This is a genomic window from Actinocrinis sp. (genome assembly GCF_035605935.1).
Classification (GTDB): Bacteria; Actinomycetota; Actinomycetes; order Streptomycetales; family Catenulisporaceae; genus Actinocrinis.
The window spans coordinates 36183-53535 of record NZ_DATNGK010000306.1; the positions used below are offsets into that span (position 1 = coordinate 36183).

A 17353-nucleotide genomic window follows, 5' to 3' on the forward strand; every position below is an offset into this window, starting at 1 on the left:
GAGTCTGTTGCAGGGACATAAAATCGATCGGAAGTGAGCATGTCAATACCAACAGGCGACTCATATGATCAAAAGCAGCCTTCCCACGCCATTGTGATCTGATACGATCAGATTCGATCAGCCAGCTTCGATCAACCGCCCCGGATGCGCGAGAGGGAGAGATGTCGCGGACGCGGATAGCCGAAGTGCTCGCTCCCCCACAGGACTGCCTGCCGGTCCCGTCAGCCGCCGATCGGCGCACCTGGGCGCCCGAGCAGCTCGACGAGGCGACGATCAGAGTGCTGCGAGAACGCGCCGAGGCGGATCTCGGCTCACCATGGCCGATGCCCCTCGCCACCGCCTACGCCCGGTACTTTCGCGACGGCGACCGCGACGGGTATGAGCAGGTCCTCTGGGCCCGGGAGTATCGCCTCAGCCGCGCCGCCGTGCTCGCCGCGGTCACGCTCGAAACCGTGAAGCTCAACGACCTCTGGCTCGACGAGGTGGCCGACGGCGTGACTCTGCTATGCGAACAGAGCAGCTGGTGCTGGCCCGCCCATGACGACACCTTGCTGCGGCATGGCGCGGTGGTGCCGACCGTCACTGACCCGTGCCTGGACCTCGGCGCCGGAGAGGTAGCCGCCCAACTGGCCTGGATCGATCAGCTGCTCGGCGACCGACTCGACGAGCGGATTCCCGGCCTGCGGGCCCGCATCCGCTACGAGGTCGATCGCCGAGTTCTGACACCGTTCGCCGAGCGGCGCGACTGGCACTGGCTCGGCCTCGACGGTGACGTGCACAACTGGAACCCGTGGATTCACGGCAACGTACTGATCGCGGCCCTGCGTCTTGTCGAGGACCGGGCACGCCGCGCCGAACTCGTAGAGCTGGTCATCGAAGGACTCGACCGGTATCGCGCGTCCCTTCCGGACGACGGGGCTATCGACGAGGGATACGCGTACTGGTGGAACGGCGCGTGCCGGCTGTTGGAAGCCATCGATGTGCTCGACTACGCGACGGGGCGCGAGTTGAGCACAAGCACCGCGGCCGCCCTGCGCGAGACCGTCGCCTTTCCGCATCGGATGCATTTGGGCGGCGCCTGGTACGTCAACCACGCGGACGGTCCAGCGCGGCCGTCGAGCGATCAGCCGTGGCACGCGCTGTACCGCGCGGCACGCCGGGTGGGCGATCTCGACGCGCAGGCGCACGCAGCCGCGCATCGACAGCCTGGAACGCCGGTCGCCCATGAGAATCAGGGGCTTGGCCGATTGTTACGCGCTCTGACGGATCCGCAGTGGCGGCGGGCGCAGCCGGACACTTCACCGCTGCCCCGCGAGGTCTGGCTCGCATCGACCCAGGTGTTGGTGGGCCGCCGCACGGCTGGCTCGCCGTCCGGCCTGACGCTCGCCGCGAAGGGCGGCCACAACGGCGAGCACCACAACCACAACGACGTGGGCAGCGTGATCATCGCCCTCGATGGCGTGCCCGTGCTCGTTGATCCTGGTCGTCCCACGTACACCGCGCAGACGTTCGGACCGGATCGGTACGGCATCTGGACGATGCAAAGCAGCTGGCACAACGTCCCGGAGATCCGCGGCAGCGCGCAGGCGCCCGGTAGCAAGTATGCGGCCCGCGATGTGTCAGCTCTCGTCGATGCCGAGGGCTGCGAGTTGACCCTCGACCTCGCGGCGGCTTACCCGCGCGACGATGTGCGCCATTGGTGGCGCACCGCGCGGCTGGACCGGGCCAGCGGCCGGGTCACCGTGCGCGACTCATGGCAGCTCAGCCCGGCTGCGGCTCCCAAATCTGCTTCGACGCCTGACGATCCGCTCAACCGAAGCCGGATCAATCTGATCGCCGCGGGTGAGGTGCGCCTCGGCACCGGACGCGCCGAAATCACCGCGCTCGATGGCGCCGGTACGGTATGCCTGACCTGGAACCCGGCGCACGCGCCCTGCACCAGCACGGTGCGCGACCTCGACGACCCCATGCTCCGAGCAGCGTGGGGGGATCGGCTGACCCGGCTGGAAATCGACGTCACGGCGTTGGGACCGGTCGGCGCCCTCGAACTGACAGTGGAGGAACTGCGGTGAGCGCACCCGATACTCGCGGACCGCTTCAGGTCGCTCGCCGCGCGCAGCTGCTCGAAGCGCTGCGGCACGACGGTGTGCTGCGGATCTCCGATCTGAGCGGCAGGCTCGGCGCGGCCGCGGTGACCATCCGCCGGGACATCGCCCAGCTCGCCGCCGAGGGGCTGGTACGCCGGGTGCACGGAGGCGTGGCGCTGCCGGAATTCGACGAGGACGTCGCGGCCGAGGACTCGGCGAGTAACGCGCCGTCAGCCGGCGTCCGGACATTGGGCATGCTGGTGCCCTCGCTCGACTATTACTGGCCGGACGTCGCGCGCGGCGCTGAAGAAGCGGCCCGGGAGGTCGGCGCGCGCATAGTGCTGCGCGGCTCCTCCTACGAGACCGAGGACGACCGGCCGCAGCTGATCCGGCTGGTCGAACAGCTCAGCGTGGACGGGCTGATCGTGGCCCCGCGGATGGACGCGCCGACCGCCGAGGACACGCTCGAATGGCTGGCCGCGGCGGGCATGCCGGTGGTGCTGATCGAGCGCACGGCCACCCTTGGACCGCACCACGCCGTGGTCGAGTCGGTCGTGACCGATCATGCCCTGGGCGCCGCGATGGCCGTGCGCCACCTGGTCTCCCTTGGCCACCGCAAGGTCGGCGTGGTGCTCGGCGAGCACAGCCCGACCAGCCCGCACCTGCACCGCGGCTGGCTGGAGGCGGTCACCGACTGCGGGCAGGATCCCGCAGCGACCGTTGATGCTCGGGTGCCGTCCCGCCCGGCGGTGTGGGAGGCCGCGCTGGACGAGGTTCTGGACCGCTGCCTCAAGACGCGCACCACTGCGCTCGTCGTGCACGCGGACGCCGAGGCCATCGCGTTGGTGCAGCGGTGCGAAGAGCGTCACCTCTCGGTGCCCGGCGACCTGTCCGTGGTCGCCTACGACGACGAGATCGCGGTGCTGTGCAGCCCTCCGCTCACCGCCGTGCGCCCGCCGCGCCGCTCGATCGGCCGGGCCGCGGTGCGACTGATCACCGACCGCCTCGCGGACCCCGAGCTGCCGACCCACCGCGTGATCATCAGCCCGTCGCTGACGGTGCGTGAGTCCTCGGCGCCACCCAAGTCAGCGAGTTGATCGGCGGTGCCGCCCTGGCCCCGAATCCGATTGCGGCGGCGCGGCCGGACCGGGAGCTGCAAGGGCGAAGAAGCACTGGAGACGACTCGCCAGGCAAAAACACCGGCTTCGGCCTAGTTCACCACGAGTTCCGTTCGTATGCTCACTTAGGTGATGCGTCGTCACCCCGGAAAATCGCTCGCCGTCGCCGCCGCCCTGGTCGCCGCGACGGCCGTTCCCGTGAGCCTGGTCGGTGCCGCCGCGCCGGCGCAGGCGAGCAGCCCGGCCAAGGACGTGACCGCGAACCTGTTCATGTGGAACTGGAACTCGGTCGCCGCGGAGTGCACCAGCGTGCTCGGCCCGGACGGATATGCGGCCGTCCAAGTCGCCCCGCCCGAGGACTCGATGACCGATGCCGCGGACGGGCATCCGTGGTGGGAGATCTACCAGCCGGTCGACTACAACCTGACCAGCCGCATGGGCAACGACGCGCAGTTCCGGGCCATGGTGACCGCGTGCCACCAGGCCGGCGTGAAGGTGTACGTCGACGCCGTGCTGAACCATATGGCCAGGCAGGACGGAAACGACACCAGTTACGGCGGCTCGAGTTACACCCCCGGCTCGGCGTATCCGGCGTTTTCGTCCCCGGATTTCCACAACTACCCGAACGACTGCCCGGTCTCCTCGGACCAGATCACCGACTGGAACGACTACCAGCAGGTCACCGAATGCGAACTCGACGCGCTGCCGGATCTGCGCACTGAGTCGAGCTACGTGCGCACGACCGAGGCCGCGTACCTCAACAAGCTGATCGGCTATGGCGTGGACGGCTTCCGGCTCGATGCCGCGAAGCACATGGCGCACGCCGACCTGTCCGCGCTCGAAGGCATGCTGAACAAGGACACGACGAGCGGCCAGCCGGTCTACATCGTCCAGGAAGTGGCGCTCGGCAGCACCAACACGCAGTTGCAACCGGCCGCCTTCGAGAACACCGGCAGCCTGATCGGCTTCGACTACGCCGACGCGCTCAAGACCCAGTTCAGCAGCGGCGGCGATCTGGCCAATTTCGGCGGCTTCTCGACATGGAGCCTGATTCCGAGCGCATACTCCTCCACCTTCGTCAACAACCACGACACCGAGCGCGACGGCTCCAACCTGAGCTACAAGAACGGCGCGACGTACGCGCTGGCCAACGAGTTCCTGCTGGCCTGGGGCTTCGGCACGCCGCAGGTGTACGCGAGCTTCACCTGGAACAACACCAACGATTCGCCGCCCTCGGACGCCAACGGGTTCGTGACGAACACCAACTGCGGCAGCGGCTGGTACTGCACCGACCGGATCACCGGCGTGGCGAACATGGTCGGCTGGCACAACCTCGCGCTGGCCGGCAACGACCCGGTGGCCAACTGGTACACCGACGGCACGAACCTGATCGCGTTCTCCCGCGGACCAGACGCGTGGATCTCGCTGAACAACGAGTCGTCAGCGCAGACCCGCACCTTCACCACCGGTCTGCCGGACGGAACGTACTGCGACATCATCCACGGCTCGGTCAGCGGCGGGACCTGCGCAGGCCCGACCGTGACCGTCTCCGGCAACCGCGCGACAGTCACGGTCCCGGCGAACGACGCCGTCGCCATCGACCGCAACAGCCGGGTGTCAGGTTCGTCAGCGTCCACATTCACCGTGAACATCAACGCGAACGCGACGACGAGCTGGGGCCAGAACGTTTACCTCGTCGGCTCGATCCCGGCGCTCGGCAGCTGGAACACCGCCCACGCCGTCGCGCTCTCCTCGCAGAACTATCCGCAGTGGACCGCCACGCTCAGCGTGCCGGCCAATACCTACTTCGAGTACAAGTACATCAAGATCGACTCGAGTGGAAACGTCGTCTGGGAGAGCGGGAGCAACCGCTTCTACACCACCGGCGCTTCCGGATCGATCACCTTCAACGACACCTGGCGCTCCTGATCCGGTCCGTCCGGTCCGATCAGGCATGATCGGACCGGACCGCGACGGCGGCCGTCAGACAGGCCTGGCGCCTGCTACCAGGTCAGTGGCAGCGTGGCGATGAAGTTGTTGAGTAGCCCGGAGATGATCTGGTCGTCGTGCAGGGAGGGGTGCCAGTCGCAGCCGAGGTGGTCGAGGCTGGGGCTGTCGTAGTACCAGTAGTAGACCTTCTTGTCGCCCATGGCGTTGCGGTCGGTCACGACCTGCTGCGCGGTCTGCGCGAACAGCGTGGTGTTGGACAGGGCGGTGGCGCTGACCACGATGATCGTGTTCGGGCCGTACTGGGTGCGCAGGGTGTTGATGAAGCCCTGGTACGCGGTCTTGTACGCGGCGACCAGCTGGTCGGTGGTGCTCCACTGCTCGCCGGAGTTGAGCGCGGTGGAGAAGTCGTTGATGCCCAGTCCGACCACGACCAGCTGCGGGTGCCAGGTGCCCGGGTTGAACCAGACGTCGTTGTTGACCGCTTGCAGGGTCCTGCCGTAGTAGGTGCGGAAGTCGGTGCCCGCGCTGCTGCCGTTGTAGTTGCGCACCATGCCCATGCCCGACATGGCGTTGATCTGATAGTCGGCGTTCAGGCCGTGGGCGGTCAGCGCGCCGAAGCTGTCGTCGGCGTTGGAGTTGGGGGTCACTCCGCCGATGCTGGAGCAGTCGTGCTGGGTGGCCATGTTGCCGTAGCCGGCGGTGTAGGAGTCGCCGATGTACTCGATCTGGCGGGTGCGCGCGGCGGGCTTGCTCAGGATCGATCCGCCGGGCGCGGCGACGAATCCGCCGAACTGCCCGGCCGACCAAGCGCTCTCGGTCCGCTTGACCAGGCGCACGGTGTGGTCGGCGTTGCTGAGGTTCTTGACCCAGTAGGTGCTCTGGCCGGGAGTGACGATCTCGGCGACCGTGGCGCCGTCGATCGCGACGTCGTAGTCGTTCGCGGAGTCGTTCAGCACGATGCCGACGCCGGTGCCGTGGAAGCGACCTTCGAAGTAGATGCCCGGCCACGTGTAGGACACGTAGTTGCCGGAGGTCTCGGTCTGACCGACGGTGTGCGCATTAGCGAGCGCCGGGGCGGGCGGCTGCGGCGTCGGGGAGACGGAGGAGACGACGCCGTTGCACACCGTGCCATCCAGGCTGAAGCTCACAGGCACCGGGTTGCTGCTGTTGTTCCAGGTGCCGGTGAAGCCGAAGGACTGGCTGGCGTTGGTGGGCAGGCTCGCGGTGTAGCTGGCGTTGACGGCGGTGGCCGCGCTGCCGGATTGGGTGACCGTGGCGCCCCAGGACTGCGTGACCGTCTGACCGGCCGAGAACGACCACGTCAGGGTCCAGCTGCTCAGCGGATCGCCCAGGTTGGTGATCGCGACGTTGCCCTGGAATCCGCCGGGCCATTGACTCTGCACCGTATACGTGACCTTACATCCGGCCGCCACGGCGGAGGCCGGCAGCGTCATGGCGGTCACGGTGCCCGCGATCACGCTGCCGGCCGCGCCGATCGCGAGCAAACCGCGTCTAAGGCTCATCGGGACTCCTCGGGGTGTGGGATGGGTCGGCGTATCTGCACCCTGAATGACTTAATCGGTTAAGTCAAGCAGGTCGCCGCAGCGGAAAACCCTTGCCCGGATTCGAACTGATGCGAGGGGTGCGCTCGCGCTGAGCGCCAGAAAGTTTCGACCGATCTGCGTCGCGCTCCCGCCGCGGGATTGCGCGCTACCTCGCTAGGACCACGGCAATCTCACGACGCACACGGTCGGGTCGCAGCGCACTGCTCAGCCAAGCCCGTGCATCCGGTTGACTGAACCGGTTCAGTGCCGCACCGTCACCCCAGCCGTACAAACCCAGCCCTGTCCAACCCAGCCCCGTCCGACCCGGGACCGCGCGCGAGGAGCCGGCCGTGCCCACCTATCGCAGAACACCGCTATCCGCAGTTACCGTGCTTATCGCGCTCGCGGCGCTGCTCGTGACAGCCGCCTTCGCCCTCGCTCGACCGGCGCGCTCGGCCACGTCCGCCGACACGGCCGCGACGACGGCGCCGGTGAAGATCATGCCGCTTGGTGACTCGATCACCGCGGGCCCAGGCTGCTGGCGCGCGATCCTCTGGCACGACTTGCAGACCAACGGCTACACCAACATCGACTTCGTCGGCAGCGTGCCAGACGGAGGCTGCAACTACGGCTACACCTACGACGGCGACAACGAGGGCCACGGCGGCTACTCGGCCACCGGCATCGCCAACCAGAACCAGCTGCCCGCGTGGCTGTCCGCGGCCAATCCCGACATCGTGCTGATGCACTTGGGCACCAACGACATGTGGGGCGGCAGCATCCCGGTCAGTTCGGTGCTGGCGGCCTACACCACGCTGATCGGCCAGATGCGCGCGAACAATCCGCGCATGAAGATCCTGGTCGCGCAGATCATCCCGATGAACCCGCCGAGCTGCCCGACCTGCGCGGCCGAGGTGCAGTCGCTGGACCAGGCGATCCCCGGCTGGGCGGCCGGGCTGACCACCGCGCAGTCCCCGATCGTCGTGGTGGATCAGTGGACCGGCTTCGACGACGCGACCGACACCGGCGGCGATGGCGTGCATCCGAACGACGCCGGCTTCGCGAAGATGGCTGCCCGCTGGTACCCGCCGCTGGCCCAGGTTCTAAGCGGCATCATCCCGCCGCCGCCTTCGCCGAGCGCGTCACCGTCCGGCTCGCCATCGTCGTCGCCGTCGTCGTCGCCATCGACTTCCGCTTCCCCGTCCTCGTCTGCCGGGCACTCCGGGTGCACCGCGGCCTATCAGGTGACATCCCAGTGGGGCGGCGGATTCCAAGGCACCGTCACGGTGACCAACAGTTCGGCCGCCGCTTCCTCGGCCTGGACAGTCACCTTCACCTTCGCCAACGGCCAGCAGGTCACCCAATCGTGGAACACCACGCTCAGCCAAAGCGGTGCCACGGTTACCGCGAACAACGCCGCGTACAACGGCAGCCTGGCGGCTGGCGCGTCTACGTCGTTCGGCTTCCTCGCAAGCTGGAATGGAACCAACGCGGTGCCGTCCATCAGCTGCACCCTTTCCGGCTGACCGGCCATCAGTCGCTCCACCCACAAGGCCGCTGGCCGGGCGCGATACGGCGCCTGGCCAGCGGCCCGGATCAGATCAGGCTTGGCGCCTAGAAGTTGTACTGGTCGATGTTCGCGGCGTTGAACACGGTCGGGTCGCCGAGGGTGACCACGCCGCTGGCGCCGACGGTGTACTGGCCCATGTCGCCGGCCTTGAAGGTCTGCCCCTGCGCGCCGGTGATCTGGCCGGACTGCAGCGCGACCGCGGCGTAGGCGGCCAGCGCGCCGAGCTTGGCCGGGTCCCACAGCTCGAAGGCCGTGATGGTGCCGTCCTTGACGTACTTGCGCAGCTGGTTGGGCGTGCCGAGGCCGGTCAGCTTGACCTTGCCCTTGTAGGAGGAGCCGTCGAGGTACTGCGCCGCGGCCAGGATGCCGACGGTGGTCGGCGAGATGATGCCCTTGAGGTTCGGGTAGGACTGCAGCAGGCCCTGGGTCTGCTGGTACGAGGTCTGCGCGTCGTCATTGCCGTAGGCGATCTTGACCAGCTGGATGTTCGGGTACTTCGCCGTCAGCTCGTCCTTCATGAAGCCGATCCACGCGTTCTGGTTCGTCGCGGTCTGCGCGGCAGAGAGGATCGCGATCTGACCGGAGCCGCCGATCTGTCCGGCCAGCTGGTCCGCCTCGGTGCGGCCGAGCGCCTCGGAGCTGGCCTGGCTGATGAACAGGTTCCGGCAGTCGGGGTTGGTGTCCGAGTCGTAGGTGACCACCGAGATCTTGTCGCTCATGGCCTGCTTGAGGTTCGTGCACAGCGCGTTCTGATCCTGCGCCGAGACCACGATCGCGTTGACCTGCTGTTGGATTAGTGTATTGACATAGTTGGCCTGGCCCGCGGTGTCGGTGGCGCTGGTGGTCCCGACCTCCTTGTAGGTCTCGCCCAGGCCCTGAAGCACCTTCTGGCCGCCGGTGTCGGAGATGGTGAAGTAGGGATTGTTGACCTGCTTGGGCAGGTAGGCGACGGTCAGCCCGGTTTTGCTCGCCGCGTTGGCGTTCGCGTTCGCACTACCGGAGGGCGCCGCGCTGTTGGCGGCCGCGTTGCTGCTCTTAGTGGTGCCGCTGCACGCGCTCAGGAGCAAGGCGGCCACCGCGGCGCCGGAAGCGGCTGCCATCAGGCGGGTGGATACGGACATGGAGGTGCCTCTCGTCGTTGAGAACTGCGGTGCGGTGATGTGGATTTCGAGCGGAGTAAGACGGAAGGGGTTCAGGGCGAGCCGGCCGCCGCCGGTCTGGCGCGTCGGCGGCGGAAGGCCTCGGCGATCTGGCGTCCGGCGCGCGGTCCGAGCACCGAGGCGATCAGCAGCAGGCCGGTGACGATGGTCTGCGAGTCGGCCGAGACGCTTTTCAGGCTCAGCAGGTTCTGCACGGTGCCGAGCAGGAACACGCCGGCGACCGCGCCGCCGATGGTGCCGCGTCCGCCGTCGAAGTCGATGCCGCCGAGCAGTACCGCGGCGATGACGGACAGTTCGAGCCCGGTGGCGTTGTCGTAGCGGGCGCTGGTGTAGTGCAGCGCCCAGATCACCCCGGCGCCGCCGGAGACCAGGCCGGTCATCGCGAACATGATCAGCTTGGTGCGCTTGACCCGCACCCCGGCGAAGAACGCGGCCTCGGGGTTGGCCCCGATCGCGAACAGCCTGCGGCCGAACGCGGTGGCGTGCAGCACGATCGCGGCGACCGCGAGCAGCACGAGGTAGAGCACGAAGATGTCCGGGATCGCGGTGCCGCCGATCCGGCCGGTGCCGAAGTCCAGGTAGCTCTGCGGGAAATCAGAGACCGCGTTCGCGCCGAGCACGATCTGCGCGACGCCGCGAAACAGCGCCAGGGTGCCGATGGTGACCGCGAGCGAGGGCAGGCCGAGCCGGGTGACCAGCAGTCCGTTGAGCAACCCGCCGGCCAGCCCGACCAGCAGGCACACCGGGATGATCAGCTGAATCGGCCAGTTCGCGTTCCACAGCGCGCCCATCAGCGCCCCGGACAGGCCCGCCATCGAGCCGACCGAGAGGTCCACCTCCCCGGCCGCGACCAGCAGCGTCATCGGCAGTGCGACGATCGCGATGGTGGTGGTGTTGCCCAGCAGGAAGGAGACGTTCAGGGTATTGCCGAAGGTGCTCTCGGTCCCGAGGCCGTAGGCGACGAGCAGGACCAGCAGCGCGGCGACGGCTACATCCCAGCGCGGCCGCAGCGTCCGCCGGTGCAGCGGCAGCAGCTGGCCGGACGCCGAGCTGGCAAGACCGCTGTTCGAAACATCTCTGTCAGCCACGGTGCGGGCTCCTCTCGCGCAGCGCGCTGGTAACGCGCCCCGCCACGATCCGGTCGACGGCGATGGCGAGCAGCAGCAGGGAGCCGTCGATCGCCTCCTCCCAGACCGAGCTGACGTTCAGCGCGGGCAGCACGCTGTTGATCGAGGTCAGCAGGAGGGCGCCGAGCGCGGCGCCGTAAACGGTGCCCACTCCCCCGGTCATCGCGACGCCGCCGACCACGACCGCGCTGATCACGGTTAGCTCATAGCCGCCGCCTGTAGTCGCATCGACGTACGCGAAGCGCGCCACGTACAACGCTCCGGCCAGGCCGGCCAGCGCCCCGGCGAATATGTACGCTGCGACGACACGCTTGCGCAGCCCGATTCCGGCCAGGCGCGCTGCCTGGGCGTTGGAGCCGATCGCGTAGAACTCGCGGCCCGAGCGGTACCGCGCCAGGTAGTACGCGACGGCCACGGTCGCGGCGACGGCGATCAGCGCGAGGTACGGGATCGGGCCTAGGCCGCCGTGCCCGAAGTCGGTGAAACCAGAAGGCAAGCTCTGCGAAGTGATTTCGCGCGGGCCGACCCAGATCGAGTCGAGGCCGCGCACCACATAGAGCATGCCGAGGGTGACCACCAGCGCGGGCACCTGGCCGAAGCTGACCAGCAAGCCGTTGACGAGGCCGAAGCCGGCGCCGAGCAGGATCGCGGCGACCACGGCCCACACCGGGTTCGCCCCGCCGGCCAGCAGGTTCCCGGCGGCGAAGGCGCTGATGCCGAGCACGGAGCCGACGGACAGGTCCACGTTGCGGGTGATCACCACGACCGCCTGGCCGACCGCGACCAGCATCAGGATCGCCGCGTCGAGCAGCAGGTCCTTGATTCCCTGGTTGCTGAGGAAGCGATGGTTGTCCAGCTCGGTGGCCAGCAGCAACAACACCAGCACGAGCAGGATGGCGGCTTGGCGGGCGCGGGCGATGAAGGCGACCAAGCGGCGCGGCGCGGTGTCTGCCCCGGGCACGGTGCCCTCGCGCGTGGCACGCATCGCTGAGGCCGCCGACCCCGAGGTGTTCGACGTCTCGGTGTTGGACGCGGAGGGTGCGGAGGTCGAGCTCATTGCGACACCTCCGCAGCGTCCTGTCCGGATCCGGCGCTGAGTCCTGGCGTGGGCAAGGCTCCGGTGGCGGCAGCCAGCACGGCCTCCTCAGTGGCGCCCTCGCGCGGCAGTTCGGCCGCGAGGCGTCCTTCATGCATCACCAGGATCCGGTCGGCCATGCCGAGCACCTCGGGCAGATCGGAGGAGATCATCAGCACCGCGACGCCGTCCGCGGCCAGCTGCGAGAGCAGCCGGTGCACTTGGGCCTTGGTGCCGACGTCGATGCCGCGGGTCGGCTCGTCCACGATCAGCACTTTCGGGGCGGTGGACAGCCACTTGCCGAGCACGACCTTCTGCTGGTTGCCGCCGGAGAGGGTGGCGACCGCGTCGGACAGCCGGCCGTACTTGAGCTCCAACCGTGCGGCCCAGTCGGCCGCGCGGGATCGTTCGGCGGCGCGGCTGACCAGACCGCCGCGGGTAAGGGTGCGCACACCGGTGAGGGTGCTGTTGCGCTCGATGGAGTGGATCATCACCAGGCCTTGCGCGCGCCGGTCCTCGGGTACTAGCGCGAGACCGGCGGACATGGCGGCGGAAGGCGAGCCCGGGCGCAGCGTCCGGCCGTCCACCTGCACGCTGCCGGCGTCCCAGCGGTCGATGCCGAATACGGCGCGGGCGACCTCGGTGCGTCCCGCGCCGACCAGTCCGGCCAGCGCGACGATCTCGCCGCGGCGCACTTGGAAGCTGACATCGGTGAACACGCCTTCGCGGGTAAGCCGCCGCACCTCGAGCGCGACCTCGCCTATCTGCGCGTCCTGCTTCGGGTAGAGCGAGTCCAGGTCCCGGCCGACCATCCGGCGCACCAGGTCGTCCGGGCCGAGGCCGCAGACCGGCTCGGTGGCGATCCAGCCGCCGTCACGCAGCGTGGTGACCGTGTCGCACAGGTCGAAGATCTCATCGAGGCGGTGCGAGATGAACAGGATCGCGGCGCCCTGTGCCTTGAGCGCGCGGGCCACCGAGAAGAGCCGGTCGACCTCGGCCGGCGTGAGCGCGGCGGTCGGCTCGTCCATGATCAGCACGCGGGCGTCGAAGGAGAGCGCCTTGGCGATCTCCACCATCTGCTGGTCCGCGATGGACAGGCCACGGGCCGGCTGATCCGGGTCGAGCGCTACGCCGAGCCGGGCGAAGAGGTCGGCAGTCCACCGGCGCACCGCGGCCCGGTCGATCCGGCCGAAGGTTGATCGGGGCTGGCGGCCCATGTAGATGTTCTCGGCGATCGACAGGTGCGGGAAGACGGTCGGCTCCTGGTAGATCACCGCGATGCCGGCGGCGCGCGCGTCGGCGGGTCCGTGGAAGACAGTGGGCTCGCCGTCCACGAGAACGCGGCCGGTCTCCGGGCGCTGCACGCCCGCGAGCACCCTCACCAGGGTCGATTTCCCGGCGCCGTTCTCGCCGGCCAGCGCGTGCACGGAGCCGGGATCGAGCGCCAGCGACACCGATCGCAGCGCGCGCACTGCGCCGAACGACACGCTCACCGCATCGAGGGCGAGGATCGGCGCGGACGCTGTCGCGGCGGGCGCTGGCGTCGGCGGTCCGGTATCGACCATGCCTGGGTCCACCGCATCGGGGCCGGCCACGCTGCCGCCCCTCTCGGTTGAATCGTTCACTCTTATCTCCACCCGGGCGCACTGGGCGCGGTGTGCTGCAGATTTTGGGCCTTTAAACGTTTCATTTGACGTGCGAGCAACGTAAGACCGGGTTTGCTGGCCCGTCAAGGGGTGAGTGCGGCGCAGTTGGTCACGATGCGATCACGAGCAGGTCAGCGCAGGTCGCGCGGTAAGAACCGGCTCACTGCGCGTGCAGTTCACGGACGCGAGGCGTGTCCGGTGGACTCGCGCGCGATGAGTTCGGGCTGAAGCACGACGCGCTGATGGGCGTGCGTGTCCGGGTCGTCGCCGGTCTCTTCCAGCAGCAGCGACGCGGCAGTACGGCCCATTTGCACGGCCGGCTGACGCACCGAGGTCAGCGGTACCGCGGCGGCGGCCGCGAATTCGATGTCGTCGTACCCGACCAGCGCGACATCGTCGGGCACTGCGACGTCCGCCGCGTAGAGGGCTTGGAGCACGCCTAAAGCGAGCAGGTCGTTCGCGCAGAACACCGCGGTCGGCCGACGCGACAGCGCGAGCAGCCGCGCTCCCGCGTCACGACCGGCGTCGACGTCGAGCCGCGGCACTTCGATGTGAGTGAGCGCGTCCTCAGGCAGCGACCGGTCCTTCAGCGCGGCCAGTGCTCCAGTGCGTCGGTCGCGGCACTGCGCCAGGTGCATCGGTCCGCTGACGTAGGTGAGCCCGACGTGACCCTTGTCGAGCAGGTGATCGGCCGCGAGGTATCCGCCGGCGACGTCGTCCACCGAGACCGAGCAGCACTCCCCTACCGGCGCTGACCGGTCCACCAGCACGAACGGGATCTCGCGGCGGCGGAAGGCGGCCAGGTTCGCGCCGGTCGGATCGGCCGGGGTGACGAGCACGCCGCGTACCCGCTGCTCGGCGAACAGGGACAGGTACTCGGCTTCTTCGAAGGGGTCCTGGGCGCTGTTGCAGAGCATCACGCCAAGGCCGGCTGCCCGCGCCTCGCGTTCGGCGCCCCGAGCCACCTGGACGAAGAAGGGGTTGGCCATGTCAAGCACGAGCATCGCCACGATCCGGCTGCGCCCGGCCCGCAACTGCCTGGCCGATTCACTGCGCACGAAGCCGAGCAGGTCGATGGCCGCCTGAACCCGAATACGCGTCTGCTCCGAAACCAAGTCGGGCCTGTTAATCACATTGGACACCGTGCCGACCGAGACACCCGCCTGCCGCGCGACGTCCTTGATGCCCACCATGCGCGCCAAGACGGCTCCTCACCGGGTCGCGAGCTGTTGCGCGCGGCCCGTTTCGAGCGAACCGCGTCCGCTCACATGGTAGGGCCGGGCTCGAATTGAACCGGGCTTTTGAAAGGGTCTAAATCGAAGAGGTGGGACGGTTGGCCCGCGTCTGCTTGACAGCCCCGGGCACTGGATCTAGGTTGCGTCACTGAAACGATTCATGCAAGCGCGGCGGCTGCGCGGCACCTGGGTGCGCGCAAGACGCTTACGGCGACAGGGCAGGGTGACGGTGATGGGTGACCGGTCGACGGTCAAAGCGCGGTTGGCCGCGTTGCAGATCGAACTGCCGTCGTGGGCGTTCGGCAACTCGGGGACCCGCTTCCGGGTCTTTCCGCAGCCAGGGGTGCCGCGCGATCCGTTCGAGAAGCTCGCGGACGCAGCGCAGGTGCACAAGTTCACCGGGGCCGCGCCGACCGTCTCGCTGCACATTCCGTGGGACCGGGTGGAGGACTACGGAAAGCTGGCCGATCACGCGGCCTCGCTCGGCCTGCGCATCGGGATGATCAACTCGAACACGTTCCAGGACGAGGACTACAAGCTCGGCAGCGTCTGCCATCCGGATGCGGCAGTGCGTCGCAAGGCTCTGCAGCACCTGCTGGATTGCGTGGACGTGATGGACGCCACTGGCTCGAGCGCGCTCAAGCTGTGGTTCGCCGACGGCACCAACTATCCGGGCCAGGACGACATCGCGGCGCGCCAGGACCGGCTGTTCGAGGCGCTGTCGGCTGTGTATGAGCGCCTTGGGGATGACCAGCGGATGGTGCTGGAGTACAAGCTGTTCGAGCCGGCGTTCTATCACACCGATGTGCCGGACTGGGGCACGGCGTACGCGCACACGCTCAAGCTCGGCGAGAAAGCTTCAGTGGTCGTGGACACCGGGCACCACGCGCCGGGCACCAATATCGAGTTCATCGTCGCGTTCCTGCTGCGCGAGCGGAAGCTGGGCGCGTTCGACCTGAACTCCCGCTTCTACGCCGATGATGACCTGATGGCGGGCGCGGCCGACCCATTCCAGCTGTTCCGCATCGTGCACGAGGTGGTGCGTGGCGGCGGGCTTGAGCCGGACGCGGGTGTCGCGTTCATGCTCGATCAGTGCCACAACATAGAGGAGAAGATCCCGGCGGTGATCCGCTCGGTGATGAATGTGCAGGAGGCCGCGGCCAAGGCGCTGCTCGTCGACACCGAAGCGCTGCGTGCGGCGCAGCAGGCGGGCGACGTGCTCGGCGCATACGAGGTGCTGATGGACGCGTACAACACGGATGTTCGCCCGCTGCTCGCCGAACTGCGCGAGGAGCAGGGCCTTGATCCAGCGCCTGTCACGGCCTACCGAGCCTCGGGCTGGCGGGAGCAGATCGTGGCGCAGCGCGTCGGCGGTACCCAGGCTGGTTGGGGAGCGTGAGCCCGAAGATGAGCACCGCGAGCGTGGACAACGCGAATACGAGCACTGTCGAGCAGCTGCTCGGACGGTCGAACCGTCTGGGTTCTGATCCGCGCAATACGAACTATGCCGGTGGCAACACCTCGGCGAAGGGCGCCGCGATCGACCCGGTGACTGGCGCTGAGGCGGAACTGCTGTGGGTCAAGGGCTCCGGTGGAGATCTGGGCACGCTGACTGCGGCGGGCCTGGCGGTGCTGCGGCTGGACCGGGTGCGCGCTCTGGTCGAGGTGTATCCCGGCGTGGAGCGCGAAGACGAGATGGTCGCCGCATTTGACTACTGCCTGCACGGCAAGGGTGGCGCGGCACCCTCCATCGACACCGCGATGCACGCGCTCGTGGACGCCGCGCACGTAGACCATCTGCACCCTGACTCCGGAATCGCCCTGGCGACCGCGGCCGACGGGGAAAAGCTGACCGCCGAGTGCTTCGGGGAGACGGTCGTGTGGGTGCCGTGGCGGCGCCCCGGTTTCCAGCTCGGGCTGGACATCGCGGCGATCAAGCGGGAGAACCCGCAGGCGATCGGCTGCATTCTCGGCGGTCACGGCATCACCGCCTGGGGCGCGACGAGCGAGGAGTGCGAGGCCAACTCGCTGCGCATCATTCAGACCGCGCAGCGATTCCTGGTGGAACGCGGCAAGAGCGAGCCGTTCGGCGCGACTGTCGCGGGATTCGAACCGCTCGAGGAGACCGAGCGCCGCGAGCGCGCCGCCGCGCTAGCGCCCGTCCTCAGGGGTCTGGCCTCCACCGACCATCGGCAGGTCGGTCACTTCACCGACAGCGAGGTCGTGCTCGACTTCCTGGCTCGCGCCGAGCACCCTCGGCTCGCGGCGCTCGGCACATCGTGCCCGGATCACTTCCTGCGTACCAAGGTCCGCCCGCTCGTACTCGACCTGCCGCCGACTGTCCGGTTGAACGAGACAATCACACGACTGCGGGAGCTGCACGCCGCCTATCGCGAGGACTACGCGGCCTACTACGCCAGGCACGCCGCGCCCGACAGCCCGGCGATGCGCGGCGCTGACCCGGCGATTGTGCTGGTACCGGGCGTCGGCATGTTCTCCTTCGGCAAGGACAAGCAGACCGCGCGCGTGGCCGGCGAGTTCTACGTCAACGCGATCAACGTGATGCGCGGCGCCGAGTCAGTGTCCTCTTATGCCCCGATTCCGGAGTCGGAGAAGTTCCGGATCGAGTACTGGGCGCTGGAGGAGGCCAAGCTTCAGCGGATGCCGAAGCCCAAGCCGCTGGCCGGACGCATCGCGCTCGTCACCGGCGCGGGCAGCGGCATCGGCAAGGCGATCGCGCACCGTATGGTCGCCGAAGGCGCGTGCGTCGTCGTCGCGGATCTCAACGCGCAGGGCGCCGCGGCCGTGGCCAAGGAGCTGGGCGGGAGCGACAAGGCGGTC

12 protein-coding genes are annotated in these 17353 nt (G+C 68.5%); 6 read left to right on the forward strand and 6 right to left on the reverse strand.

From position 1 onward, the window contains the following. The first annotated feature begins 161 nt into the window (after nt 1-161). From VN779_RS24925 to VN779_RS24935, 3 genes are all read left to right on the forward strand, one after another. Nucleotides 162-2072: a heparinase II/III domain-containing protein gene (locus tag VN779_RS24925; RefSeq protein ID WP_325727532.1), complete on the forward strand. Its 1911-nt coding sequence runs from the start codon at nt 162-164 to the stop codon at nt 2070-2072. Next, the gene (locus VN779_RS24930) at nt 2069-3184 is read left to right on the forward strand and encodes a substrate-binding domain-containing protein (RefSeq protein ID WP_325727534.1); all 1116 of its coding nucleotides are present in this window, start codon (nt 2069-2071) and stop codon (nt 3182-3184) included. Before VN779_RS24925 ends, VN779_RS24930 begins: the two co-directional genes overlap by 4 nt. A 153-nt stretch (nt 3185-3337) precedes the next feature. Continuing rightward, on the forward strand, nt 3338-5134 hold the full coding sequence (locus VN779_RS24935) for a carbohydrate-binding module family 20 domain-containing protein (RefSeq protein WP_325727553.1): 1797 nt from the start codon (nt 3338-3340) through the stop codon (nt 5132-5134). A 74-nt stretch (nt 5135-5208) separates the two neighbouring features. Here the strand turns inward: VN779_RS24935 and VN779_RS24940 are convergent, their stop codons facing one another. Then, nucleotides 5209-6678 carry a cellulose binding domain-containing protein gene (locus VN779_RS24940; protein WP_325727536.1) on the reverse strand — a complete coding sequence of 490 codons (1470 nt, stop codon included), beginning with the start codon at nt 6676-6678 and terminating at the stop codon, nt 5209-5211. 371 nt (nt 6679-7049) lie between these two features. Between VN779_RS24940 and VN779_RS24945 the strand changes: the two genes are divergently transcribed. Further along, the gene (locus tag VN779_RS24945) at nt 7050-8225 is read left to right on the forward strand and encodes a cellulose binding domain-containing protein (protein ID WP_325727538.1); all 1176 of its coding nucleotides are present in this window, start codon (nt 7050-7052) and stop codon (nt 8223-8225) included. Between the two features lie 88 nt (nt 8226-8313). Here the strand turns inward: VN779_RS24945 and rhaS are convergent, their stop codons facing one another. The 5 genes from rhaS to VN779_RS24970 all read right to left on the reverse strand — a co-directional run bounded on the left by rhaS (nt 8314) and on the right by VN779_RS24970 (nt 14470). Further along, nucleotides 8314-9390, reverse strand: a complete 1077-nt coding sequence (rhaS, locus tag VN779_RS24950; protein ID WP_325727540.1) for a rhamnose ABC transporter substrate-binding protein — start codon at nt 9388-9390, stop codon at nt 8314-8316. A 71-nt stretch (nt 9391-9461) separates the two neighbouring features. Further along, entirely contained in the window at nt 9462-10454 is a 993-nt protein-coding gene (locus VN779_RS24955; RefSeq protein ID WP_349260933.1) for an ABC transporter permease, read from the reverse strand. A gap of 55 nt (nt 10455-10509) precedes the next feature. Beyond that, the gene (locus tag VN779_RS24960) at nt 10510-11541 is read right to left on the reverse strand and encodes an ABC transporter permease (RefSeq protein WP_349260934.1); all 1032 of its coding nucleotides are present in this window, start codon (nt 11539-11541) and stop codon (nt 10510-10512) included. 68 nt (nt 11542-11609) lie between these two features. After that, nucleotides 11610-13196, reverse strand: a complete 1587-nt coding sequence (locus tag VN779_RS24965; RefSeq protein WP_349260935.1) for a sugar ABC transporter ATP-binding protein — start codon at nt 13194-13196, stop codon at nt 11610-11612. Nucleotides 13197-13453: 257 nt separating this feature from the next. After that, a complete protein-coding gene (locus tag VN779_RS24970; RefSeq protein ID WP_325727555.1) occupies nt 13454-14470 on the reverse strand; it encodes a LacI family DNA-binding transcriptional regulator in 1017 nt (338 codons plus the stop codon). Between the two features lie 274 nt (nt 14471-14744). On the opposite strand from VN779_RS24970, the gene rhaI reads away from it, so the two are divergent. Both rhaI and rhaD read left to right on the forward strand, forming a co-directional pair. After that, a complete protein-coding gene (rhaI, locus tag VN779_RS24975) occupies nt 14745-15911 on the forward strand; it encodes an L-rhamnose isomerase (protein ID WP_325727549.1) in 1167 nt (388 codons plus the stop codon). A gap of 8 nt (nt 15912-15919) precedes the next feature. Beyond that, a partial coding sequence (gene rhaD / locus VN779_RS24980; protein ID WP_325727551.1) for a bifunctional rhamnulose-1-phosphate aldolase/short-chain dehydrogenase occupies nt 15920-17353 on the forward strand: 1434 nt, incomplete at its 3' end.

What these genes read in the sequence shown, in the direction of transcription:
- VN779_RS24925 (WP_325727532.1), top strand. Translation starts at nt 162, where the DNA reads ATGTCGCGGACGCGGATAGCCGAAGTGCTCGCTCCCCCACAGGACTGC.
- VN779_RS24935 (WP_325727553.1), top strand. Translation starts at nt 3,338, where the DNA reads ATGCGTCGTCACCCCGGAAAATCGCTCGCCGTCGCCGCCGCCCTGGTC.
- VN779_RS24940 (WP_325727536.1), bottom strand. Translation starts at nt 6,678, where the DNA reads ATGAGCCTTAGACGCGGTTTGCTCGCGATCGGCGCGGCCGGCAGCGTG.
- rhaS (WP_325727540.1), bottom strand. Translation starts at nt 9,390, where the DNA reads ATGTCCGTATCCACCCGCCTGATGGCAGCCGCTTCCGGCGCCGCGGTG.
- VN779_RS24960 (WP_349260934.1), bottom strand. Translation starts at nt 11,541, where the DNA reads ATGCGTGCCACGCGCGAGGGCACCGTGCCCGGGGCAGACACCGCGCCG.
- VN779_RS24965 (WP_349260935.1), bottom strand. Translation starts at nt 13,196, where the DNA reads ATGGTCGATACCGGACCGCCGACGCCAGCGCCCGCCGCGACAGCGTCC.
- VN779_RS24970 (WP_325727555.1), bottom strand. Translation starts at nt 14,470, where the DNA reads ATGGTGGGCATCAAGGACGTCGCGCGGCAGGCGGGTGTCTCGGTCGGC.
- rhaI (WP_325727549.1), top strand. Translation starts at nt 14,745, where the DNA reads ATGGGTGACCGGTCGACGGTCAAAGCGCGGTTGGCCGCGTTGCAGATC.